Annotated in this window: 24 protein-coding genes; 8 read left to right on the top strand and 16 right to left on the bottom strand. The window is 41.1% G+C overall.

All coding sequences use genetic code 11. The features are described from left to right. Nucleotides 1-63: 63 nt before the first annotated feature. On the top strand, nucleotides 64-429 hold the full coding sequence (locus tag SB660_RS01380) for a YugN family protein (protein WP_169056456.1): 366 nt from the start codon (nucleotides 64-66) through the stop codon (nucleotides 427-429). 31 nt (nucleotides 430-460) lie between these two features. Here SB660_RS01380 and ctaG read toward each other — a convergent pair whose 3' ends face one another. The 6 genes from ctaG to cyoE form a co-directional block, all read right to left on the bottom strand. Next, entirely contained in the window at nucleotides 461-1,339 is an 879-nt protein-coding gene (gene ctaG, locus SB660_RS01375) for a cytochrome c oxidase assembly factor CtaG (protein WP_410581031.1), read from the bottom strand. Nucleotides 1,340-1,369: 30 nt separating this feature from the next. Further along, the gene (gene ctaF, locus SB660_RS01370) at nucleotides 1,370-1,699 is read right to left on the bottom strand and encodes a cytochrome c oxidase subunit IVB (protein ID WP_003211520.1); all 330 of its coding nucleotides are present in this window, start codon (nucleotides 1,697-1,699) and stop codon (nucleotides 1,370-1,372) included. A gap of 2 nt (nucleotides 1,700-1,701) precedes the next feature. After that, complete coding sequence (ctaE, locus tag SB660_RS01365; RefSeq protein ID WP_003210862.1) at nucleotides 1,702-2,322, bottom strand: cytochrome c oxidase subunit III; 621 nt, start codon at nucleotides 2,320-2,322, stop codon at nucleotides 1,702-1,704. Next, a complete protein-coding gene (ctaD, locus tag SB660_RS01360) occupies nucleotides 2,322-4,193 on the bottom strand; it encodes a cytochrome c oxidase subunit I (protein WP_169056454.1) in 1,872 nt (623 codons plus the stop codon). The genes ctaE and ctaD overlap by 1 nt, the downstream gene beginning before the upstream one ends. 165 nt (nucleotides 4,194-4,358) lie before the next feature. Beyond that, on the bottom strand, nucleotides 4,359-5,426 hold the full coding sequence (gene coxB / locus SB660_RS01355) for a cytochrome c oxidase subunit II (protein WP_003212202.1): 1,068 nt from the start codon (nucleotides 5,424-5,426) through the stop codon (nucleotides 4,359-4,361). Between the two features lie 278 nt (nucleotides 5,427-5,704). Continuing rightward, nucleotides 5,705-6,622, bottom strand: a complete 918-nt coding sequence (gene cyoE, locus SB660_RS01350) for a heme o synthase (RefSeq protein ID WP_003211774.1) — start codon at nucleotides 6,620-6,622, stop codon at nucleotides 5,705-5,707. A gap of 392 nt (nucleotides 6,623-7,014) precedes the next feature. Here cyoE and SB660_RS01345 point away from each other — a divergent pair, with 392 nt between their 5' ends. Beyond that, entirely contained in the window at nucleotides 7,015-7,938 is a 924-nt protein-coding gene (locus SB660_RS01345; RefSeq protein WP_058014073.1) for a COX15/CtaA family protein, read from the top strand. A gap of 39 nt (nucleotides 7,939-7,977) precedes the next feature. On the opposite strand, the gene SB660_RS01340 is transcribed toward SB660_RS01345, so the two are convergent. From SB660_RS01340 to glsA, 5 genes are all read right to left on the bottom strand, one after another. Next, on the bottom strand, nucleotides 7,978-9,411 hold the full coding sequence (locus SB660_RS01340) for a cryptochrome/photolyase family protein (RefSeq protein WP_410581027.1): 1,434 nt from the start codon (nucleotides 9,409-9,411) through the stop codon (nucleotides 7,978-7,980). Between the two features lie 99 nt (nucleotides 9,412-9,510). Beyond that, nucleotides 9,511-12,957, bottom strand: coding sequence for a pyruvate carboxylase (pyc, locus tag SB660_RS01335; protein ID WP_410581025.1), 3,447 nt, complete (start codon nucleotides 12,955-12,957; stop codon nucleotides 9,511-9,513). An 80-nt stretch (nucleotides 12,958-13,037) separates the two neighbouring features. After that, nucleotides 13,038-14,249 (bottom strand): putative lipid II flippase FtsW, encoded by a 1,212-nt coding sequence (ftsW, locus tag SB660_RS01330; RefSeq protein WP_410581023.1) that lies wholly within the window; start codon nucleotides 14,247-14,249, stop codon nucleotides 13,038-13,040. A gap of 208 nt (nucleotides 14,250-14,457) precedes the next feature. Next, nucleotides 14,458-14,739, bottom strand: coding sequence for an Fpa/YlaN family protein (locus SB660_RS01325; protein ID WP_003212509.1), 282 nt, complete (start codon nucleotides 14,737-14,739; stop codon nucleotides 14,458-14,460). Between the two features lie 121 nt (nucleotides 14,740-14,860). Continuing rightward, entirely contained in the window at nucleotides 14,861-15,790 is a 930-nt protein-coding gene (glsA, locus tag SB660_RS01320; RefSeq protein WP_410581021.1) for a glutaminase A, read from the bottom strand. A 120-nt stretch (nucleotides 15,791-15,910) separates the two neighbouring features. Here glsA and SB660_RS01315 point away from each other — a divergent pair, with 120 nt between their 5' ends. Continuing rightward, the gene (locus SB660_RS01315; protein WP_180309062.1) at nucleotides 15,911-16,393 is read left to right on the top strand and encodes a peptidyl-prolyl cis-trans isomerase; all 483 of its coding nucleotides are present in this window, start codon (nucleotides 15,911-15,913) and stop codon (nucleotides 16,391-16,393) included. Nucleotides 16,394-16,408: 15 nt separating this feature from the next. Here the strand turns inward: SB660_RS01315 and SB660_RS01310 are convergent, their stop codons facing one another. Further along, the gene (locus tag SB660_RS01310) at nucleotides 16,409-17,731 is read right to left on the bottom strand and encodes a PhoH family protein (protein WP_034619937.1); all 1,323 of its coding nucleotides are present in this window, start codon (nucleotides 17,729-17,731) and stop codon (nucleotides 16,409-16,411) included. Nucleotides 17,732-17,870: 139 nt separating this feature from the next. On the opposite strand from SB660_RS01310, the gene SB660_RS01305 reads away from it, so the two are divergent. Together SB660_RS01305 and SB660_RS01300 are read left to right on the top strand one after the other, a co-directional pair. Continuing rightward, nucleotides 17,871-18,491, top strand: coding sequence for a YhcN/YlaJ family sporulation lipoprotein (locus SB660_RS01305; RefSeq protein WP_058014078.1), 621 nt, complete (start codon nucleotides 17,871-17,873; stop codon nucleotides 18,489-18,491). Nucleotides 18,492-18,592: 101 nt separating this feature from the next. Continuing rightward, nucleotides 18,593-18,823: a YlaI family protein gene (locus tag SB660_RS01300; protein ID WP_012009835.1), complete on the top strand. Its 231-nt coding sequence runs from the start codon at nucleotides 18,593-18,595 to the stop codon at nucleotides 18,821-18,823. Between the two features lie 31 nt (nucleotides 18,824-18,854). Here SB660_RS01300 and SB660_RS01295 read toward each other — a convergent pair whose 3' ends face one another. Together SB660_RS01295 and typA are read right to left on the bottom strand one after the other, a co-directional pair. Continuing rightward, the gene (locus SB660_RS01295) at nucleotides 18,855-19,136 is read right to left on the bottom strand and encodes a YlaH-like family protein (protein ID WP_044334035.1); all 282 of its coding nucleotides are present in this window, start codon (nucleotides 19,134-19,136) and stop codon (nucleotides 18,855-18,857) included. A gap of 96 nt (nucleotides 19,137-19,232) precedes the next feature. Further along, entirely contained in the window at nucleotides 19,233-21,071 is a 1,839-nt protein-coding gene (gene typA / locus SB660_RS01290) for a translational GTPase TypA (protein WP_012009833.1), read from the bottom strand. A gap of 113 nt (nucleotides 21,072-21,184) precedes the next feature. On the opposite strand from typA, the gene SB660_RS01285 reads away from it, so the two are divergent. Both SB660_RS01285 and SB660_RS01280 read left to right on the top strand, forming a co-directional pair. Further along, nucleotides 21,185-21,364, top strand: a complete 180-nt coding sequence (locus SB660_RS01285; protein WP_410581017.1) for a DUF5325 family protein — start codon at nucleotides 21,185-21,187, stop codon at nucleotides 21,362-21,364. A gap of 273 nt (nucleotides 21,365-21,637) precedes the next feature. Beyond that, entirely contained in the window at nucleotides 21,638-22,273 is a 636-nt protein-coding gene (locus SB660_RS01280) for a hypothetical protein (protein ID WP_410581016.1), read from the top strand. Nucleotides 22,274-22,429: 156 nt separating this feature from the next. On the opposite strand, the gene SB660_RS01275 is transcribed toward SB660_RS01280, so the two are convergent. Both SB660_RS01275 and SB660_RS01270 read right to left on the bottom strand, forming a co-directional pair. Then, on the bottom strand, nucleotides 22,430-23,236 hold the full coding sequence (locus SB660_RS01275; RefSeq protein WP_137054683.1) for an inositol monophosphatase family protein: 807 nt from the start codon (nucleotides 23,234-23,236) through the stop codon (nucleotides 22,430-22,432). Nucleotides 23,237-23,369: 133 nt separating this feature from the next. Beyond that, nucleotides 23,370-23,558 carry a hypothetical protein gene (locus SB660_RS01270; protein ID WP_003211901.1) on the bottom strand — a complete coding sequence of 63 codons (189 nt, stop codon included), beginning with the start codon at nucleotides 23,556-23,558 and terminating at the stop codon, nucleotides 23,370-23,372. A 288-nt stretch (nucleotides 23,559-23,846) separates the two neighbouring features. On the opposite strand from SB660_RS01270, the gene SB660_RS01265 reads away from it, so the two are divergent. Continuing rightward, nucleotides 23,847-24,482, top strand: a complete 636-nt coding sequence (locus tag SB660_RS01265) for a DUF1054 domain-containing protein (protein ID WP_012009830.1) — start codon at nucleotides 23,847-23,849, stop codon at nucleotides 24,480-24,482. Nucleotides 24,483-24,512: the final 30 nt, after the last annotated feature.

The raw sequence follows: 24,512 nt of genomic DNA, 5'->3' as shown, positions 1-24,512 counted from the left end.
AAAGTTTAACGCTTTCATACTATGATTGTCAGTAAAGGGAATTTTTATAAGGAGGGGTTTTGGGTGAAATTTGAAGGCACGGGGATTGAAAAGGTAACAGCTGACTTAAATAAATTAGATTTCATCATGGAAAGTGAAGGATTTGTACGAGCCGATCAATGGGATTATGAGCGTGTGACGTACGACAGAAAGTATAACATGGTAGAGGGAACCTTTTATTTACGGATTTCCGGCTACGCCACCGAAGGAGATGTTGGTTCAAAAAGAGCACACATACAGCTTCTCACACCTTTACTCGGAAAACATTATTATCCGCACGGTGTTGAATACGGCGAAGGCGAAGATTTCCCTAAGTCTCTCATCCAATCAAGCAAAAAAACGCTTGAACAGCTGAAAGAAAAACTAGAAGCAATGACAGCAGAAGCATAAACGAAAGCACAGCCATATGGCTGTGCTTTTTTCATTCATATTTCGGAATCAGCGCATCTGGTACGGCATCTTTCGCTCTTTCTTTTCTTGCCCAGTCAAAGAAGACAACAGCAAGGATTGAGCCGTACACAATCTCCTGAATTATTTTCATCAAAATCGCGCCTAGCTGCTGGTCTTCTAGCAGCGGCAAGGTATGGAACATTTCAGGACCTGTGAGCGCAAGACCTGCCAGCGTATCACTTGGTACGCAGAGATGCAGCGCCTGTATCCAAGCACCAGCATCAGAATAGGTTGCATAGATCGGTGTCTCACTAAACATAATGAGTGCACATGCAGGAGTCATTAATATCCCGTCTGCCATAATATAACCAAGCTTTAAAATGCCTGTAATCTGAGGCTGACTTTGGACTTTATGAACGAGCGGCCACCACATGAAAAAGGCAGCAATAAAAATGACCACTGTCATCAGCGCATGATAAAACGGATCTGTTTTCACAAAATCAAACACAAGCGGGATATGGTACATCGAAAACAAACCGTTAAACCCCAGCAATGCAATTAAAGGCTTGGTAAACAAACGAAACATCTGCTGAATGCCTGGTGTTTGGATGATTCGCTCCCAAATGACCGCAGGTAATCCTGTAATAAGGAGAGGCGGAATGACTAAATAGAGCACCGCCATTTGCGCCATATGTGCACTAAACATAATATGCCCCATTAAATCAATTGGGCTTCCTTTTACGGCGTATAACAGAACAAGCCCCGTCAGAAACAACGTTTTCTCTTTTACCGTCGCACGATGCTTCCCCTTTGTCACAAGAAGCAGATAAAGAGCAGCTGCTATGACAATACTAGTCAAATAGTAAGGGCTCCATAATGCCCGAAATCCGAATATCTCTAAGTTCTCCATTGCTGCGCCTCCTTCAAGGGCAAAGCGGGCTTACCACCATATAATGGTCAAAAAGGCTAATACGGTAATAAACGCGACAAACACACCTGAGTAAAGAAACAATGCGGGTGTTTCATGCCCTTTTTGGTTCATGTGCATAAAATAATAAAGCTGAAAAGCCACCTGAATAACGGCAAGCAGTAAAATAAATGGTACTGCGAACCAGTTTCCAACATCTTCGGAAGCGATTGTTAAAAAGGCAACAAAGGTTAATCCAATCATCAAGCCGAAAGAAATGAGCTGATGCTTCATTTCTTCGGCATTTTTCTTTTTACGGTATACAAGATCGACTTTAGACTGATTTGTGTTTTTATTTCCCATTCTTATCCCACCATTCCCATTAAATATACAACGGTAAAGATGAAGACCCACACAACATCAATGAAGTGCCAATACAGACTTGCCACATAATATTTTGGCGCATTGTATAAATCGAGTCCGCGTCTCATATTTCGAATCATAAGAGCGGTAATCCAGCAAAGTCCGAAGGCGACGTGAGCCCCGTGAGTTCCTACAAGTGTATAGAAGGAGGAACCAAGAGCTGAGCTGGTAATGGTAAAATCATACGCATGCACATAATGATAGAACTCATAAATCTCAACCCCTAGAAATGAAGCACCTAATAGCACAGTCACACCAAGCCAAAGCTGCATCTTTTTAAAGGCAAAGTTTTTCATATGATACATTGCATACACACTCGTTAAACTGCTCGTCAGTAGAAGCATCGTGGCAATAAAGACAAGTGTGAGATCAAACATATCAGTTGTTTTTGCTCCGCCTGCATTAGAGTTTTTCAGCGCCAAATATGTGGCAAAGAGCGATGCAAACAGAACAGTTTCTCCCCCAAGAAACAACCAGAACCCGACGAACTTATTCTTTCCTTCTAAAGTGGCTTTCTCAGGAGAAGCCGGAAAAGTTTCTGCTGTCATTTTTTGTGGTTCCATTATGCTTTCACCCCTTTATCATCGTCATCGGTCAGATCTTCTTTGTGAATATGGTACCCATGATCGTCTTTAAGAGAGCGAACCAGCATGGTTGCAAATGTAATGCCAAGACCAATGAGAATCACTGGAAGCCCCCAGCTGTGCTCTTGACGATACATGAAGCCAAACGCTGACACAAATAGACCGAATGAGATAATGACAGGTAAGATGGAATTATTCGGCATGTGAATATCATCGAGCGGTTCAGATGCTGTCATTCCTTTTTTACCATCCATTTTTTCAATCCATAATGGATCTAGTCCTCTGACAAGTGGCAGCTGTTTAAAGTTATATTCTGGCGGAGGTGAAGACACTGCCCATTCAAGCGTTCTTCCGTCTCCCCAAGGATCGCCCGATACACGCTCCCCTTTCGCTGTCGTCCAGATGACGTTAATCAGCAGGATGACAACAGCTACAAACATAAACAGCGCCCCAATCGTACTGACGAAGTTCCCAAGGTCTAACCCCTGACCTGGCAGGAATGTAAAGACTCGGCGCGGCATGCCCCAAAGACCGAGGAAATGCTGAATAAAGAAGGTTAAATGGAAACCGATGAAAAATAGCACAAAGCTAATTTTCCCAAGCTTCTCATTCAGTATTTTTCCAAACATCTTCGGCCACCAGTAATGCACACCAGCCAAAATACCGAATACCACCCCGCCGATAATGACGTAGTGGAAATGCGCCACAACAAAGTACGTATCATGGAACTGATAATCTGCTGCAGCTGCTGCAAGCATGACTCCGGTTACCCCGCCAAGTAAAAATGACGGTATAAAGGCAACGGAATACAGCATCGGCGTTGTAAACTTCACATTACCGCCCCATATGGTGAGCAGCCAGTTAAATACTTTAATTCCTGTCGGCACCGCAATCGCCATTGTGGCTACAGCAAAGATGGCATTGGCAATCGGACCAAGTCCTGTTGTGAACATGTGATGCGCCCACACCATGAATCCAAGGAAACCAATCAATACAGTCGCAAACACCATCGACGAATAGCCAAACAGCCTTTTTCTTGCAAACACTGGAATGATTTCAGAAAATATTCCGAATGCTGGCAGGATTAAGATATAAACTTCTGGGTGTCCAAAAATCCAGAACAAATGCTCCCAGATGATTGTATTACCGCCGAGCTCTGGATTGAAAAAGCTCGTATCAAACATTCTATCAAGCATCAGCATTGCAAGCCCTGCTGTAAGCGGCGGAAATGCGAATAAAATCAGTGCTGAAGCGACAAATGTCGTCCAAGTAAAGAGCGGCATTCTCATATACGTCATACCAGGCGTTCTCATATTAATAATCGTTGCAAGAAAGTTGATTCCGGCAATTAGCGTACCAATACCCGCTATCTGCAACCCTAAAATATAGAAATCCATGCCGTGTCCTTCTGAATTCAGCGTGAGAGAAGCGTATGCAGTCCAACCTGCATCAGGTGCCCCGCCCATAAACCATCCAAGGTTTAAGAAAATTCCTCCGAAAAAGAACAGCCAAAAACCAAGTGAATTCACAAACGGAAATGCTACGTCACGTGCACCAATTTGAATAGGTACAACCGCATTCATTAATGCAAATAAAAGCGGCATCGCTGCAAGGAAAATCATCGTTGTTCCGTGCATCGTCATGACTTCATTGTAAAACCCTGCACTTACAAAATCATTCTCAGGGATGGCTAGCTGAATACGGATTATCATCGCTTCCAGGCCGCCAATTAAAAAGAAAAATCCCCCTGCCACTAAATATAGTACGGCAATTTTTTTGTGGTCAACCGTCGTCAAGTAATCCCATAAGACAGCGCCAAACCCCCGCTTTTTAGCTATTGTACTCACCATGAAATCCCCCTCTTATCTCCCATTTGCCCCTTTTCATATAGATGTCTAACTTTACACAGACTGTGTCTGACAGATGGCTACTTCTTGGTTGTAGAGACATATTCGGGAGCTCTTAACAAAAACTTCACATCGATTACATACCCTCTTGCACATTTGCATTAGAAATTACTCGATTTTAAGTCCTTTTAAATACTCATAAAGTGCATCTGCTTCTGAGTCATTTAATTTAGGGTACGTCCCTGTCATTTTATTTCCTGGTTTAAAGCTCTCTGGATCTTTCAGCCATGCTTTCACGTTTTCTTTGTTCATGTCTTTAATTCCAGCTACTTTTGTCCGCTCTCCGAAGGTGGCAAGGTTTGGTGCTGTCCTTGCCGCTTCCGGGCGTTCGTCCCCAGGCTCTACTGCGTGACAACTCAAGCAGTTTTTCTCTTTAAATAACTTTTCACCTTCAAGAGCGAGATCTTTTGTGGATGTAGGCTTCTTGTAATCAGCCATTTTTTTCGTCCATCCTAAAAACTCATCTTGAGAAAGCGTTTTAACTTTAAAGTCCATTAAAGCATGTGAAGGACCGCAAAGCTCCGCACATTTCCCGTAGAAATATTCCCCTGCATCTTTCGTTCGTTTTGAATCAAAGGTTAAATAAAACTTGTTTTCGTTGTCTGTGTTTGTATCAATTTTACCGCCAGCCGATGGAACCCAGAAAGAGTGTTTCACATCAGATGCTTTCAATTTAAAGTAGACCTTTTGATCTGTTGGTACAATCAATTCCTGACTAGTGACAATCCCATAATCAGGGTATTCGAATTCCCACCAATATAAACTGGCTCTTACATTGACAACAAGTGTCTTTTCAGGATCTCGTTTTTTCTTATCCATAGCGCTTGTATCCCCAAGCTCAAGCGTGTATGCCACAACAGGCACAACGAGAATAATGAGGAGAAGAATCGGAATCGCTGTCCACGTAATTTCTAGGTTACGGTTCCCTTCCACCTGTTTTGGAATCGTATCTTCTCCCACTTTAGAACGTTTGAATTTAATGATGACGTAAAAGAAAATGATCGATACAACAATGACGACAAGAACCATAATGAGTGTACTCAGTACCGTTAGGAAGAATTGTTTATCTGCTACTTCCCCAACTGGTTTGAGTGTTGATAAGTATGGTTCACCACAGCCCGCCAAAACGAGCGTCAATAAGAGAAACAGTGAATAAACACGCCATTTTCTTATCATAATTTGTCCCAACCCCTTTTGCTTGATCTCCTTTGCCTTTCGCTTTTTACCTCTTATTTATAAAATCACTTTTCACCCATCCATAACCCCCGCCTCTTATAAAAGCACTTACATTTCCTCTTTTCATAAAAAAATGATGTTTTTACTCAAAATACCATCTATGTATAAACAGAAAGCCGCCTAAATAGAACTGAATATCAGGCGGCTTTCATAGTTGTTAGAAAATGTTGTGTTATAAGATATAGCCTTGTTTTGATGTGATCAAAGTGTATTTTACTCTAGAATAGTGTAATAATAATCATCGCAACGAAAAAGATGGTTAAGTAATTTAATGAATAAACAAACATGAGCGTTGACCACTTCATGACGTCTTTCATTTTAAAGCCCATAAGGCCAATGACAAGCCATCCAATATTCAGCAATGTGCCAAGTGCGACAATCGGCCATCCTAATCCACCTAAGAAAAATGGAAGCGGGAGAAGACATGCTGTCCAAATGATGATTTGGCGTTTCGTGACTTCAAAGCCATAAACGACTGGCAGCATTGGAATACCTGCCTTACGGTAATCTTCCGTTTTCTTAATCGCAAGTGACAGGAAGTGCGGGATCTGCCAAATGAACATAATCATAAACAAAACCCAAGCCGTTGTGTCGATTGTACCTGTGACAGCTGTCCAGCCGATTAATGGCGGCACTGCACCAGATACACTTCCAATAACGGTATTGATGGTGTAATGACGTTTAGACCACATGGTGTAAAGAACCGCATAAGTAAAGACTCCAATAAATCCAATCACTGCTGATGTTATGGTTGTCATCAGAAGCATGATGAGTCCAAGTACAACAAGCAAAATACCAAATGCATACGCTTGCCCCGGCTGAATCTTACCTGTAACCGTCGGTCTTGTTTTTGTTCTTTCCATTAATATATCAATATCACGGTCAAACGCATTATTAATGGCGCATGAACCGGCAATAATAAGAGAAGAACCAATCATTGTTAACAGTACAATATCTAGATTCCCAAGGAAACTCATCCCTGTAAAATAAAAAGCAAGCCACATTCCAGTAAATGTCGTAATGAAATTGGAATTGACGATGCCCATTTTAATCAGAGCAAGAAAATCTTTCCACGCTGTTGTTTCTTCTATTTGTCCATGAATAGCTGCTTCCGCGGCTGTTTTGGAATTTGCCAATGTGTATAACCTCCCTTGCCAAACCTTCAAACGAACTATGAAACGTAAATTCGTTACAACTCTATCATACAAGATAAACAGCTGTAAAAAAACATCCTATTAAATAATAAACGACAATCTCGAAGTTATTTGTGAACTTTTCGTGAATTTATTAGGATTTATCTGTGTTTCAGAAGGCGGTGCAAAATGAAATATTCTCTCCTCTATTTCTATCAGACTGTGAAAGAAAGATCAAGCACTCTAAATCTGTAAACTTTGTGAACTAACATATCATTTTTTTGTGAACTTTGGTCATTATGAATTGCAACAGAACACGCATTTGGCTTAAACTTGAGAGCATGTGAGGTTTTTCATTTAGATCAGAAGTTTTTTAGAGAAGGTGAAATAATTTGATGAAATTTGCTTTAAGGTTATTGAGCGTGATCACAACGTTTGTGATGCTGATCGTTTTGATTGGCGGTGCGCTTGTGACGAAAACCGGCTCGGGTCTTGGCTGCGGCAGGCAGTGGCCCCTTTGCCACGGTCGTTTCTTCCCTGAAATGAACCCTGCTTCCATCATCGAATGGAGTCACCGCATGTCAACAGGGGTTTCAACCATTCTTGTCTTGGCACTGGCGGTCTTATGCTGGAAAAAGATTAGTCCAGTATTCCGTGAAACCAAATTTTTGGTCATCATGTCGATTATATTCTTACTGCTACAAGCGCTGTTAGGGGCTCTTGCCGTCGTGTTTGGTTCCAACGCACTTGTCATGGCTCTGCACTTCGGTATTTCACTCATTTCTTTTGCTTCAGTGTTATTGCTTGCGCTACTTGTATTCGAGGCAACCCGATCTGAAACAAAGCTTGTGAAGCCGCTTCATATCGGCAAAAAAATGCAGTTTCATATTTATGGTTTGATCACCTATACGTATATCGTGGTGTACACGGGTGCTTATGTGAGGCATACAAAGTCAAGTCTTGCTTGCTCTGTCTTCCCGTTTTGTTCAAAAGACGGTGCACTTCCAGCGTACTTTAATCAGTGGGTGCAAATGTCTCATAGAGCAGCAGCACTTCTTTTATTCGTCTGGATATTTGTTGCGATGTTTCATGCCATGAAACATTATAAAGAACAGAAGCAGCTGTATTATGGATGGATTATTTCAGCCATTCTTATTACACTTCAAGCGATTTCAGGTGTGATGTCTGTGTATTCTCATCTCGCACTTGGTTACGCGCTAGCTCATTCATTATTTATTTCCGGATTGTTTGGCGTACTCTGTTACTTCTGCTTACTTATTGCCCGGTTTAAATATGAAAGCAAAGAACCATTCAAATAAGAATTTGTATCCCCCTTCCATATGGAAGGGGGATTTGTTTTATTGTTGTTTTGTTTCTTCAAATAGCGAAATGGCTTTTTTGCGTCTTTCCTGGTGGTCTACCGTCGGCAGCGGATATGTATCACCTAGCACACATCCCGATTTCAATTGCTCATTAATCGGCATTTTACTTGGTTCATGAATCCATTTTTCATCGACATGCTCTAGCTCTGGTACATATTTTCTAATATATTCTCCGCTCGGATCAAATCGCTTTGACTGAGTGGTCGGGTTGAAAATACGGAAGTACGGCACCGCATCAGTTCCGACTGAGGCTGCCCACTGAAATCCTCCGATATTGGACGTCTCATCATAATCCACAAGTTTTTTTGCAAAATACGCTTCTCCCTTTCTCCAATCAATCAAATAATCCTTTGTTAAAAATGAGGCTGTGACCATTCGCAAACGGTTATGCATCCAGCCCTCCTCATTTAACTGTCTCATCCCTGCATCAACGAGTGGAAAGCCTGTTTCTCCTTTACACCAAGCTTCAAACAGCGTCTCATCTTCATTCCATTTCATCCCTTGAAACGCCAAATTGATTTCTTTTTCTTTCATCTCGGGATAATGCGCATAAATCATATGATAAAAATCACGCCAAGCCAGCTCTTTAATAAAGGTCTCTCTGCCCTCATCTTCATAGAGTGCTTCTTCATATATCGAATGAAAGACCGTTCGAATTGAAATAGTACCTGTTTTTAAGAACCGCGACAGCTTGCTCGTTCCAAAAACAGACGGAATATCACGTTTCTCATGGTAACGTGTTAATCTTTTTTGGATAAAGTGATGCAGCGTGCTCATCGCTTTGCCTGAGCCAATTTGATCAAACTTCCTTGAGCAACCCTTTATCAATTCTCGCAGTTTATCATTTCCTTTTTGTGAAAGTGACTCATCACAAATCGTATGCCCACTGCTAAAAAATGATTTGTCAACTTTTATCACAGACTGCTTCTCTTGCTTACGCCATGATTGATAGTATGGGGTAAACACTTGATAATGTGACCCATCTGCTTTTAAAATATCTCGCGCCCCGTGAAGATGTGTATCTTGCCACATTGACACATGAATGCCCTTCTTACCTAAAAAATCGGTTACTTGCTTGTCACGCCTTTGGCCGATACCCACTTCATCTTCATTAAAAAAGACGGCTTTGATGTCATACACATCCATGACCTGCTGAAAGGCGCGCAGGACATCATCATGGAGAAGGTGGACATACACTTGAGATTCTCTCGCTTCCTTGACGAAATGCGCCAAGCTTTGAAAGAAATGTTCGTTATTTATATCCATTTCCATTTCAGTAAAAAATGGATCTAGATGATAAAGAGCCAATAATTTGCACTTATGTTTTTTTGCATATGTGATCGCTTTTGACAAGGCGATATGATCATCCAATCGCAGATCTCGGCGAAACCAAATCACGACAATTTCCAACTTTCTTCACCTCACTCTATAGTGTAATCACTCTCGCAGGCTGCTGCACATTTTAATGCGCTCAAAAAAAGACACATCACGATGGATGTGTCTCAATTATTATTCAGGCTTTAAAACAATGAGCAGATCTCCCGTTTGAATCGGTTCTCCATTTGTCACATGTATTTCATCTACGACCGCAGTGAATGGAGCTTGCACAGTCGTCTCCATTTTCATGGCTTCATTGATCATCAAATGCTCACCTTGCGAGATTTTCTGTCCTTTTTCCACGAGCACTTTGATGACAGTGCCTGGCATTGATGCGGCAATGTGATTTGGATTTGAACGGTCCGCCTTCATTTTTTCTTGAACGGATGATTTGATGCTTTCATCCTTAATGACGACTTCACGAGGCTGTCCATTTAGCTCAAAGTAAAGAACTCTTGTGGCATTTGGATTCGGTTCTCCAATTGACACGAGTTTAACAATGAGGGTTTTTCCTTTTTCGATTTCTACCTCAATCTCTTCACCAAGCCTCATCCCGTAGAAAAACGTTGGTGTGTCAAGAACAGAGATGTCTCCATAACTTTCTGCTGTTTGGACAAATTCAGAAAAGACTTTCGGATATAAGGCATACGCAATTGCGTCTTTCTCTGTCAGCGTCAGATCATGAGATTCTTTAAACTGCTGCTGAATAGCTTCAAAGTCAACTGGCTTCAGCTTTTCACCAGGTCTAACAGTGAGCGGCTCTTCTCCTTTTAAAATCAGCTTTTGCAATTTTTCAGGGAATCCGCCATGCGGCTGGCCTAAATAGCCTTTAAATAGTTCCACAACAGAATCAGGGAAGTCTAAAGTTGCTCCTTTTTCATAGACATCTTCCTCTGTTAAATCATTTTGCACCATATAAAGTGCCATGTCTCCGACTACTTTAGAGGAAGGAGTCACCTTCACAATATCACCAAACATGTCATTCACACGTCTGTACATTTCTTTTACTTCGTTCCAGCGGTCGCCAAGCCCGACACCTTTCGCCTGCTGCTGCAAGTTACTATACTGTCCGCCAGGCATTTCATGCTCATAAATTTCTGTATGAGGTGAATTCATGCCGCTTTCGAATTCACTGTAGTATTTTCTAACAGAATCCCAGTATTGAGAAAGGTGTTCGACCGATTGGACGTTCATGTCTGGCTTTCTTTCATGCCCATCTAAAGCATAGTACAGTGAGCTTGCGCTTGGCTGCGATGTGAGTCCCGCCATAGAGCTGACGGCCACATCGACAATGTCAACACCTGCATCAATTGCCCTTGCATAGGTGAACAGTCCATTTCCACTCGTATCATGCGTATGAAGATGAATAGGGATTGTGAGCTCATTTTTTAAAGCAGTGACTAACTCATAAGCTGCCTGCGGCTTTAATAATCCCGCCATATCTTTAATACCTAAAATATGCGCACCGGCAGATTCAAGCTCTTTCGCAAGAGATACATAGTACTTAAGATCATATTTCGGACGCGATGGATCGAGAATGTCCCCCGTATAACAAATCGCTGCCTCTGCCACTTTGCCTGATTCACGAACAGAACCAATGGCAAGTGTCATGCCTTTCACCCAGTTTAAGCTATCGAAAATACGGAACACGTCAATGCCTGCTTCGGCCGATTCCTTTACAAATGCTTTAATCACATTATCCGCATAGTTTGTATATCCGACAGCGTTTGATGATCTTAAAAGCATTTGGAACAACGTGTTTGGCACTTCTTGGCGAAGCTCTTTTAATCGCTGCCAAGGATCTTCTTTTAAGAAACGGTACGCAACATCAAATGTAGCACCGCCCCACATTTCCATACTAAACAGCTCTGGCCATAAACCTGCTGTTGGCTGGGCTACTTTCTTTAAATCATGAGTTCTGAAGCGGGTCGCAAGCAGAGACTGATGCGCGTCCCTAAAGGTTGTATCTGTTAAAAGGACGCTCTTTTGTTCTTTCACCCAATTGGCAAGACCCTCAGGTCCATGCGCATCTAACAATTGTTTAGTCCCAGATGGAATCTCTTGCTTGAGAGGAAGCTTCGGTACAACAGGCTTGTCAAAATGAGGCTTCTTTTTCTCCGCAATACCAGGGAATCCATTAATGGTCACGTTACCAATATAAGTCAGCATCTTCGTTCCACGGTCTTTTTGTTTAGGGAAATTAAATAGCTCTGGCGTTGAATCGATAAATGACGTATCGTATTCCCCTTTTAGAAACTTCTCATGCTTTGCCACGTTTTCAAGAAACGGAATGTTTGTTTTAATCCCGCGAATTCTGAATTCCTGTAAGTTTCGAACCATTTTAGCAGCAGCTTGGTCAAATGTAAGCGCCCATGTGGACAGCTTGACCAATAGTGAATCGTAATAAGGTGTTATGACTGCACCTTGAAAGCTGTTCCCTGTATCAAGTCGTACACCAAATCCCCCGCCTGAACGGTAGGCCATAATTTTCCCAGTGTCTGGCATAAAATCATTTAAAGGATCTTCTGTTGTAACCCTTGATTGAATGGCAAAACCATGTGTGAAAATATCTTCTTGCTTTGGTATACCGACTTCCTTGCTGTGAAGGTCATGACCTTTCGCGACAAGAATTTGGGTTTGGACGATATCGACACCTGTGATCATTTCAGTGATCGTGTGTTCTACCTGTACCCTTGGATTGACTTCAATAAAATAAAACTCTCCATTTGCAACAAGGAATTCTACAGTGCCTGCATTGATATATGATACATTCCGAGCCAACTGAACAGCCGCTTCGCAAATGTCTTCACGCAGTTGATCTGTAAGAGACACACTTGGCGCCACTTCAATGACCTTTTGATGCCGCCTTTGAACAGAGCAGTCACGCTCATATAAATGAATGATATTGCCGTGATTGTCACCAATCACCTGCACCTCAATGTGTTTCGGATTTTCAATCAGTTTTTCAACGTATACTTCGTCATTTCCAAAAGCGGCTTTTGCCTCTGACTTCGCACGGTCATAGGCTTCCTTCAGCTCCTCTTTCGTTCTGACAATCCGCATACCCCGGCCGCCGCCGCCTAGTGAAGCTTTAATAATAAACGGGTAACCGTATTCTTCACCGAATTTTTCGACTTCTTTGACCGAATCAACTGGTCCGTCACTTCCTGGAATGACTGGTATTCCAGCTTTTTTCGCTTCTTCTCTTGCCTTTACTTTATCTCCAAACATATCTAAATGCTGAGAAGTTGGACCGATAAATTGAATGCCTTCCTCTTCGCATCGTCTTGCAAAATGAATATTTTCAGATAAAAATCCGTAACCTGGATGGATTGCATCCACATCATTTCGTTTTGCAATTTCGATGATCCCCTCGATATCAAGGTAGGCATCAATCGGTTTTTTTCCTTCTCCAACTAGATATGCTTCATCTGCTTTATAGCGATGATAAGAGCCTGAGTCTTCTTTGGAATAAATGGCTACTGTACGTAAATTGAGCTCCGTACAGGCCCTGAAGACTCTGATAGCAATTTCCCCTCTGTTTGCAACTAGAACCTTTTGAATTGTTCTCTGTGACATTTCTCACTCCTCCATATCCCTTAAAATTTTATATGTACTCTATAATAAAGGAAGAAATGAAAACTGTACACTTTTGTTTTCTAAAAATTCAAAGTTTTCTGCAATCCATTTTTTTGAACTGGTGGTTTACTCATTGATTTTTTCTTTTTGTAACGCTCTTTATATTCAGTAAACATGCTGATATTCAGCAATATTCCCATACAACCACTCAGTAAAATGATAGATGATCCCCCGTAGCTAATAAACGGAAGTGTGACCCCAGTAATCGGAATCAAACCTGAAACACCGCCTAAATTAATGCATGTTTGGATCGCAATCATGGAGGAAATTCCTATTGCAAGCAAACTTCCAAATGGATCTTCACACTTTCTTGCAATATAAAATCCTTTCACGACGATGAAGCCAAGGAGAGCGAGTACAAAAAATACTCCGAAAAAGCCAAGCTCTTCTGAAATGATTGCCATGATAAAATCTGTGTGCGGCTCTGGAAGATACCCGTACTTTTGAACGCTTTCTCCTAGACCCAGTCCAAAAAAGCCGCCTGATCCAATGGCATAATAGGAATTAATCAATTGATGTCCAGTAGCTCCTGCATCTTTAAAGGGATCTTGGAAACTCTCAAAACGCCCGAGACGATTTTGCGTGAAAATTTTATCCCAGAACAGAATAATAAATGGGGTCACGACGACCATCACGGCACTAAATAACGCCAGCAGCTTCGCAAGTGTTTTCCCGCTAAACCCTGAGCATAAAATCATCGCAAGAGCAATCATCCCAATGATAAAGGCTGTCCCATAGTCTGGCTGCAAAATGATAAATCCGCATAAGATCGAAACAACCACGATTGGAGGTGTGACTCCTCGTAAAATATGATCAATATAATGCTGCTTTTTTGCATACACAGCAGCAAGATAAATAATGACGACAATCTTTACAAATTCCGCTGGCTGAAGACTGAATGGGCCTACTTTAATCCAGCTTCTTGCGTTCCCTGCAATATGACCGCCAAAGTACACATAGATGAGGGAGAATACGGATAGCAGCAGCATACCGATCTGAAATTTCTTATTTGAAAACAGCTGATATGGAACGAGTGCCGTAAAGAGCAAGATGACCGCTCCAACGATCATAAATAAAAGCTGTTTCTTAAAAAAATTATCTGGCGCGGCATCGTATCTAATCACAGATGTAATCATACTTGAGCTATACACCATGACCAAACCGAATGCGCTAATTAAAATAATGGCGAACAATAATGAGTAGTCATACGATTTTAGCATTCTCTTTAACATATAATCCTCTTCCTAACGTCTGTTTCTACTGCTTGATATCCTCTTAGCTGTTTTTATTCTACTACATTTTCTCCGTTTGATCTCGTTTTACCTCTTTTATATTGTTCGTCATTCATGAAAGAATCAAGTCCGTTTGACATGAATCAATGAAAAAAATAGAGGACAAAAAAACTCAAACTTATGTTAAGGAAGTTTGAGTTTTCAATCATTATTTTTTTGTGAACGCATCATGAAGTGCGGAAAGCTCTCTCTCAAGTTTATCGAGTAGTTTCTTACCTTCATGTTGATCAACTAATCCAAGCCGGACAGCAAAATCAATTTCTCTCGATAATCCGAACATTTGAGTATCTAAAACCTCTTCATAAAGAGGACATTGCGGCATCGTTAAGTTGTCCATTTGCACTTGGATCAATTTTAAAATTTTATCTGCATCCAATTTTAATAAAGCCAGTGCTTTTTGCCGATGATCGACTAAAATTTCTGACGCCAAAAGTATCCCTCCGTTCCCCAGGCGAGTACCTAATTCTTCTATTTATCATAAAGCGAAACGCCCAAAATTGCAAGCAGATTTGTACAGTTCGCTTGTAAAAATAAAAAGAAGCCTTCCTCCATTAAAAGATACTCATCTCGTATTTTTCACTCATCAGCTCAAGCAGCTTAATTCCAGCAATACTATTCCCTCTTTCATCCAGAGCAGGACCGAAGATACCGATCCCAAAATCATATGGTGCAGCTCCCATAATTCCGCCTGAGACACCGCTTTTTGCAGGAATTCCGATGTTAATGGCAAATTCTCCGCTCGCATTGTACATGCCGCACGTCACCATAAAGGTTTTACAAATTCTAGCGACATCTTTTGAAAGAATCTGCTTCCCCGTTTCTGGATGTCTGCCGTCTAATGAAAAAACACAAGCAATTTTTGCCAAATCCAAGCTGTTCATCATGATGGCACATTGTTTCGTATAGACGTCCATGACTTCCTCTACGTTCCCTCTAATAATATGATATTGCTTCATATAATAGCACATCGCCCGGTTAATCATGGATGTCTCAAATTCGGAGGCAGCTGTTTCCTTGCAGTATGTAATGCTTTTGTCATTTGCAAGCTCTCTAATGAAGCTGAGCAACCGGCTCAGCTGATCTTGCGGAGTCGCTCCTCTGATTAAACTCGTGACTGCGAGCGCCCCTGCATTAATCATTGGATTCAGCGGTTTATTCGGACTCGCTGTTTCCAGTTTAATCATTGAATTAAACGGGTCACCTGTTGGTTCTTGTCCAACAAATTGAAAGACTTTTTTTGGCCCTTCTTCTGAGAGCACAAGCGCCAGTGCTAATACTTTTGAAATACTTTGAAGGGTAAATCGTTTATCTACATCTCCAGCTGAGTGGCACGTATTACTCACATGATACACTGCCACAGATAAATCCGTCTGATCCGCTTTGCCGAGAGCGGGAATATAGGATGCTACTTGACCATCTTTGGCCACTTTTTTTGCTTCTTCTACAAATCGTTGAAGCTCTTCATTGTCGCGACATGCCATGCCTCATACACTCCCTATCTTTCATGTATGATTAGTGTGTACAAGGTGCAGCATGTTTATGAAAGTGACAAAGCGGACGAAAACTTCTATAATTTATGTTGGAAAGGGGTTGTCTTGAACATGAGCATCATTCAAATCAAGGGGAACGTACAGTACAAGATCACCATTGATCCAAGTGTATGGATTTTTGATGACCGCAAATTTTTAATGGATTCATTTTTTGAAAAAAATGCAGCAAGTGAAGAGAATCAGCTAGATCAGGAGCTTGACCAAGAGCGGGTGATAAGAGAAGGTCAAACTCTTCCACCCACGTTAAAAACAGAGAAGAAGTACGAAAAGGAAAGACTCGTCACAGGCAGCTTCGGGATGAAGCTTGGCGATATGCTAAAAAATGCTGAGCCGCTTGAACATGCGGATACATGCGAATTTGTCACAGAAACAGGTACTATTGCTGTACCACTTTCTCAGGCAATGGAAAGCATTGCTCATTTCAGCCAGCATGGTAAGCCAATCACAGAAGAAGGACCGATCCATGTCTATTTCACAGATCAGTCCAACCTCACTCAGCCGATAAAAGGTGTCAAAGAGCTAAACATTACATAAGACAAGGGGTCTGGACTATAGCAAATCAGCGGCAAGCTGTGCAAGTCCAGACCTTTCTCCTTTGACAAGCTTGACATGTCCAGATATTTGCTGCCCTTTGAACCGTTCGATCACATACGTAAGCCCATTATTTAAGCTGTCTAAATAAGGATGATCAATCTGCTCTGGATCTCCCATCAGCACAATTTTACTTCCCTCTCCGACTCGCGTTAATAATGTTTTCACCTCGTGCTTTGTTAAATTCTGCGCCTCATCAATGATAATAAATTGATCAGGTATACTTCTCCCCCGAATGTACGTCAATGCTTCGACTTGAATAGATCCAATTCCCGCCAAAATCGCATCAAGCTCACCAGGCTTTTTTGTATTAAATAAAAACTCTAGGTTGTCATAGATCGGCTGCATCCATGGTCTTAGCTTTTCTTCCTTTTCTCCTGGCAAATATCCGATATCTTTCCCAACAGGCACGATGGAGCGCGCCACGATCAACTTTTTAAACATACCAAGGTCCTCTGTCTGCATTAATCCGGCAGCAAGTGCAAGCAATGTTTTACCAGTCCCCGCTTTTCCAATCAGTGTCACGAGCGGAATGTCACGTCGCAAAAGCAGCTCAAGCGCCATCGTCTGTTGGACGTTTTTTGGACGAATTCCCCAAATATGCTCTTGATCATAAACGAGACGCTTTACATGCTCTGCCTTTTGATCAAGCATTCCTAAAGCAGAACCACCTTCATTTCCCTTCATGATGACAAATTGATGAGGGTTGAATGGTGCACTTGTGACCTCTTTTATTGGTAATTGATTTTGCTTATAAAATGTATTCAATTGCTCAGTTGGAATGTAGAGCTCATGATAGCCATTATCGATGTCTTCATTTTGCAAAACACGGTCACTTAAGAAGTCTTCTGCTTGAAGCCCTATAGCATCCGCCTTTACCCGCACTAACACATCCTTGCTGACCAAAATAACAGGCCTGCCATGAGGTTTTGTTTCTTCCTCTAAGCTTAAATTTTTCGCGACTGCCAAAATTCGATTATCGTTTGTTTTTTCAATAAAAATTTCTTGAAGCTCATGAAAAGAGCGGTGATTCAGTTCAATGCGCAGCGTCCCTTTTGACTCTAGTGTAATTTTTTCATGCAGTTTCCCTTTCGATCTTAAACCGTCAATTAGGCGTGAGACGCGCCGGGCATTTTGCCCAACCTCGTCCATATATCTCTTTTTTGAGTCTACTTCTTCTAACACAACGGCGGGTATGACGACCTCGTTGTCTTCAAATGAAAAGATTGAATTCGGATCCTGTAATAACACGTTTGTGTCTAATACATAAATTTTACTCAGGTCCTTCGCCTCCTGATCGGGGTTTCATTCATCCTGTCTTTCCCAAAACGATTGTTAAAATATATGTTTTCATGAATAAAGTTAGAAGGTTAATTCAACAATAAAATAAATCATGCAGTTTGTGAAGGAGGGAATACAGATGCGACTATTTTTGACATTATTCATGATTCAAGCCATCATTCTGTTGGGCGCTTGCCAGCAGCAGGAAAAGCCAGAGGCACTTGACAAGCAGCAAGATGGACGCCAGCACGTAGTACGGGTGTCAGACTCGACTAAGAAAAAGACCAATCAAGCCCGGTCATCTACAGATGTTGCGCAGCATCTTGTCAAAGTAACAGAGCACGTAGCAGATGTTAATGATGCAACGGCGATCGTTATCGGCCGTTATGCTGTTGTTGGTATTGATGTAAAAGATGATTTAGATAGAAGCAAGGTAGAAAACATTAAATATTCAGTTGCAAAAGCGCTGAAAAATGATCCAGAAGGTGCGAATGCTGTTGTGGTCGCTGATCCAGATACAGTCAGCCGGTTAAAAGAGATGGGTAAAGAAATACAAGCAGGCCGTCCTGTCAGTGGGATTATGGATGAACTAGCCGCCATTGTCGGCCGCGTGATGCCAGAGATGCCGAGAAATGAAATTGATCGCCACGAAACAGATCCAACAAATGAGCCGAATGATCAGCTCAAACAAAACGATCAAAAGCAGTTAGACGAACAGCAAAACGATCAATCAAACCATCATATGAATCAGAAGAAATAAAGAGAACGGCTTATATCTCCTGTGATATAAGCCGTTTTCTACGCTGATTTTAAGTAGCTGGAAAACATGCTATAATAAATGCAATAAGTGAGGTGAAAAGGATGAGAGTGAAGTGCTCATTATGTGAGAAGCTTGAAACCATTGATGATGATACACTCGTTGCTAAGCGGTTAAGAAATCGACCGATTCATACATATATGTGCGATGACTGTCAGGAACGTATTAAAGTAAAGACAGAAGCACGCATCAAAACTGGCAGATTCTCTCTTTATCAAGATCCTGCGACGAAAGAGAAAAAGAAGAAAAAAGGAAAAAAAGAACAAAAGACATAAAAAAAGACCTGACACAAGTTCAGGTCTTTTTTTACGTATTCACTGTTCCTTCTTTTTTCGCACGATGCAGCCTTATTTTATAAATAATCAAAATGGCGGCTGCCACGACTAGACCTTCCGCTACTGGCAGGAAGATACCTAGAAATGTGAGAAACGTGCAGCCAAAAATCAAAAACAAGTAAATCACGAGTGCTTTTAAAATCGGTAAACGTCTAGCAAAGCCGAGCTTAAAAACAATAATTGCTAAAACAAGGATGGTGCCATATAGGAGCCACATCCCTGTTTGCGGATTTTCATCGACACGAAACAGCATCGCGAAAAAGGATAGATTTTCACTTACTTCCTGATCATTCAAAAAGATTCCCTCCCCTTACCTTTCAGGGTTCTATCTTTTTAATTCTTCATGGAATTACGATAATCCTGCTAGCTTTTTCTTCTTCGCTGCTTTCTCACGTTCGTTTTTATCTAGAATTTTCTTTCTTAAACGAATTGATTCAGGCGTAACCTCACAGTATTCGTCCTCATTCAAGTACTCAAGAGATTCCTCAAGTGACATAATACGTGGTTTTTTCATGCTCACCGTTTGATCTTTCGTCGCTGAACGCACGTTTGTTTGTTGTTTCATACGGCTTACGTTGACAACAAGATCGTTCTCACGGTTATGCTCACCAACAATCATTCCTTGGTATACTTCAACACCCGGCTCAACGAAGATCACACCGCGCTCTTCAACGCCTTGGATTCCGTAAGCAGTTGCTTTACCTGTTTCCATTGAAACAAGTACTCCTTGACGGCGTCCGCCGACTTGACCAGACTGCATTGGCTGGTAGCTGTCAAACGTATGGTTTAAAATACCAAAACCACGAGTTAATGAAAGAAATTCAGTTGTATATCCGATTAAACCACGTGATGGCACTGTAAAGATCAGGCGAACTTGACCATTACCATTATTGATCATGTCAATCATTTCACCTTTTCGTGCGCCCATTGATTCCATGATAGAGCCAGTGTGCTCTTCTGGTACATCAATTTGAACGCGTTCAACAGGCTCACATCGAACACCGTCAACTTCTTTTACAATAACTTCTGGCTTCGATACTTGTAATTCAAATCCTTCACGTCTCATATTCTCAATAAGAATGGATAAGTGAAGCTCTCCGCGTCCAGATACAACCCAAGCATCAGGTGAATCAGTTGGATCAACACGAAGACTAACGTCTGTTTGAAGTTGCTGCTCTAAGCGCTCTTCAATTTTACGTGATGTTACGTATTTTCCTTCACGGCCTGCAAATGGGCTGTTGTTCACAACAAACGTCATTTGAAGTGTCGGCTCATCAATACGAAGGATTGGCAAAGCCTCTTGGTGTTCAACCGGACAAACCGTTTCACCTACGTTAATGTCTTCCATTCCAGATACAGCGACAAGATCTCCTGCTTTCGCTTCGTTGATTTCCACTCGTTTTAACCCTTGGAAACCAAAAATCTTTGTCACACGGAATTGTTTCACACTGCCGTCAACTTTCATTAAGGCTACTTGCTGCCCTACTTGCATTGTTCCTCTAAATACACGACCGATCCCAATTCTTCCAACATAATCATTGTAATCAAGTAGTGCCACTTGGAATTGAAGCGGCTCTTCATGGTTATCAACTGGGCAAGGGATATGGTTAACAATGGCTTCAAACAAAGATTCCATGTTTTCATCTTGCTTGCTCGCATCGTTACTTGCTGTACCATTAATTGCTGATGCATAGACAACTGGGAATTCAAGTTGTTCTTCTGTTGCATCCAATTCAATGAACAAGTCAATTACTTCATCGACTACTTCAGCCGGACGAGCAAAGTCGCGGTCAATTTTGTTGACAACTACGATTGGTGTTAAGTTTTGCTCAAGTGCTTTTTTCAGCACAAAGCGTGTTTGAGGCATACAGCCTTCATAAGCATCCACAACGAGAAGTACACCATCTACCATTTTCATGATACGCTCAACCTCACCACCGAAATCGGCGTGTCCTGGTGTATCTAAAATATTAATGCGTGTATCTTTATAATGGATCGCAGTATTTTTAGCTAAAATCGTAATACCGCGCTCTCGCTCTAAATCATTTGAATCCATGGCTCTCTCAGCGATATTTTCATTCGCACGGAAAGTACCAGCTTGATGGAGCAATTGGTCAACAAGCGTCGTTTTACCATGGTCAACGTGGGCAATAATTGCGATGTTGCGAAGATCTTTTCGAAGTTTCACATTTTCATCTCCTAAAATAATTAGATAACTTTCATATTATATCACAATCCCCTTTAAATGCCGATCGTTTTTCTGTAAACTTATATTAACTCTAAAAAAAGGGATGGAGACAAATGAAACAAATCAAATGGCTTCTATTATTATGTGCATTACTTGCGGTTGTCAGTATGGCGTTTATTGGGGTAACTCTTGCAGAAAAAAACTTGCTGGGTATTTGTCTAAGTATTGTGTTTGCCATGATTTTCATGGGTACAGGATTTACATTAAAAAGAAAATTAAACGTGCAATCATAAGATTTCTCAAAAGCCTTTTACATTTTATATGTAGAAGGCTTTTATTTTAGGTAAAAACAAGACCAACCACCTATGAAAGGTCGTGTATAAGACAGAACATATCATTTAGACTTGGCAAAAGTAAGCCATCTGAACCTCTCCATTTTTCGACAATAACATTTATAGTTCTCCAAAATCAAACATAAAGTTACAATTTTCCTATTCTTCCACAAAGTTTCTCGTGGTATGCTGTTCTTGCAACAAAATTTAACAAAAAAGGGAGAGAAAAGAAGCATGAAGAAGATTTTGAGCAAATCGCTCAGCTCTGTTGTATTTTTCGCTTTAGCTATTATTCTTACTTTCACAACAGTAGCTCCTGGGCAAGCAAGTGCTGCAACTTTCAAAGGGATTCCTTTTGAGCAGCAGCAAGTCATTAAAGAATTATTGGAGAAAAACGAGCGTGTCATCAACATTCTCATCAACTCATTTGTTGAGGAAGACAACAACTACACATTTGATGTGAAAAAAGCTGTTGAGCTCGGACTAACTGAAGAAGAAGCGGCGACTGCTGAGAAATTCTTAGATCGCGCAGCTGTTCTGACAATCGTTTTCAGTGAGAGCGTCACTAAAAACGAAAAAGGAAAATTGGTTTTTGATGCAGAGAAAGCTGTTGAACTTGGTCTTACAAAAGAAGAAGCAGCTAAATTTGAAAAGCTGTTTAAATCAGTGATCAGAATTGCTGATCTTGCTGGTGATGCACTTGTTTTAGACAAAAAAGGTAATGTTGTCATTGATTCAAAAATCGCAAAAGGTATTGGATTCAGCTCTACTGAATTACTTGTTTTCAACCAAATGCTGAAGAAAATTCCCCAAGAGCAATTAAAATCAGTCTATGATGCAATCCAAATTGCTAAAGAAAAATTAAGCTAAGTACGAAAACCCCCATCTGGATCGCCCAGATGGGGGTCTTTTATTTCAGCCAATAAAGAATGGTCAACTATCTTTTCATATCGATAGCCAGTTGTGCTTCATTAAAAAGTTTCATTAAACACAAAAAATCACTTCATTCTCATGAAGTGATTTGGTTTATTTTTTATTTTCACTGCCTTTTATGTAATCGTGCAAGATTTTTTCACAAACGGATCGATTTCCGGCGACGATACTGTTTTTGTCTAGAAACGTTAGGCGTTCTCCGTGTATATTTGAGTAGACTGCCCCTACTTCATCCAGAAGCACACAGCCTGCTGCATAATCCCACGGTGCAAGCCTTAACGTGACGTATGCGTCACTTCTACCGCTTGCGATATAAGCGAGCTCAAGTGCAGCTGATCCAATCGTTCTCGTCCCTCTCACATCACGCACAAGACGGGCGAACGGTTTAGCATCAAAATAAGGGCTTTCGATCGCCCAGGTCGGGTTAATGCCAACAATGGCTTTTTCAATCGCTACATCTTTTAATGGAGGAAGCAGGGTATCATTCATATAAGCCCCTTCTCCTTTGATCGCATGGTAAAGCTCGTCATGAATGACGTCATAAATGAGACCGATTTTCCCAATGCCATTTTCAAATATCCCGATTGAAATGGCAAAGTTGCGTTTTTGATGGACAAAGTTCATTGTGCCATCGATTGGATCAATGATCCACACGACTCCATCCAGTGAGGTCACTTCTTCCCCTTGTCCCTCTTCACCTAAAATATGATGATCTGAAAATGTCGATTGTATCTTTTCAATGAAAAAACGTTCAGTTTCTTTATCGATATTTGTGACTAGATCATTTGGATTTGATTTTGTTTCAATTGATAGACCTTCCTGCATGGACGCTTTAATACGGCTTCCTGCTTCTTTTACCCAAAGCTTTGCAAGACGGTCAATTTCCACCCAGTTTGTCATCAGACTGTAAACCTCTTTTCTATGTAATACCTATTTGTAATAGCATACTGATATTATGTACGTAAAAGCAAGAAAAAAGCAGCTTCATACAAAAACGAACCGATGAATTGGTTCGTTTTTACCTCACCTTGTTTTACCCTTTAAGCTGCTCCCATTCTTTTCTTAGGCGCTCAAGCTTTCGTTTGCTGCGTTCGATTTGGATGTCATCTTTTTGCTCGATGGCTTCATGAAGCGTAGAAAGCTCATAGTCCACCTCTAATCTCCACACAGCGATGCGATTCTTCTTCTCCTGTCTATACCCCTGCTTCACGATTTGCTTCATTTGGTCAACGCCCCTTCCAGAGAATGATTCATTCCTTGTCAGTTTTCATTGATAAAAAATTCAATCGATAAGAGAATTGGTTCTTGCTTATATCGTATGAAGCGATCGCATAACCGCAACGACATTCTGAAAATTGTGTCTTTACCTATTTGTTATGTACCACAAAATCGTTGTTTTTAAACGCTGCCCTACTTCCTCTACAATCTTTGATCTGACGGTGCATCTTTTTTTGAGCTTAACCCAAGCTATGATAAAATATGATCAGCGAAAGAATACAGGAGGCATACTATGAGTGAAATGCGTTTTAGAGATGAAGATTTTGAGACATTTACAGTTGACGGTTTAGATGAACGAATGACCGTATTAAAAGAAAGAGTCCGTCCAAAGCTTGAAGCACTTGGAGAACACTTTGCACCACTTCTTTCTTCTATTACAGGTGACGAAATGTTTGTACACGTCGCAAAGCATGCTAGAAGATCAGTCAATCCGCCAAATGATACGTGGGTTGCTTTTGCAAACAGCAAGCGTGGGTATAAAAAACTCCCTCATTTTCAAATTGGGCTTTGGAAAACACATGTCTTTGTATGGTTTGCTCTTATTTATGAATCTCCTGTGAAAGGCGAGTATGGTCAGTTATTCGAAAAAGAACTAGATACCATTCAGAAGAAAATACCGCAAGATTTTGTTTGGTCTAAAGATCATATGAAACCAGATGTCATGCGTCACAGCGAACTCGATGCAGAACAGCTGAAAACGCTGTTTGAACGTGTCCAAACAGTGAAAAAAGCCGAGCTCCTTTGCGGTATTCAGCTGCCTAGAGAAGAAGTCGTTCAAATGAATAATGAAGAATTCTTATCAAAAATCGAAGATGCCTTCCGCACGGTGACTTATCTATACCGCTTTACACAAAAACAATCTGTATAAAAAAAACGAGCCCATCTAGGCTCGTTTTTT

The organism is Bacillus sp. SIMBA_005 (assembly GCF_046535585.1).
In the GTDB taxonomy this organism is placed as follows: Bacteria; Bacillota; Bacilli; order Bacillales; family Bacillaceae; genus Bacillus; species Bacillus pumilus.
Note: the sequence above shows the minus strand (reverse complement) of the source record. Positions and strands in the feature narration are given on the sequence as shown.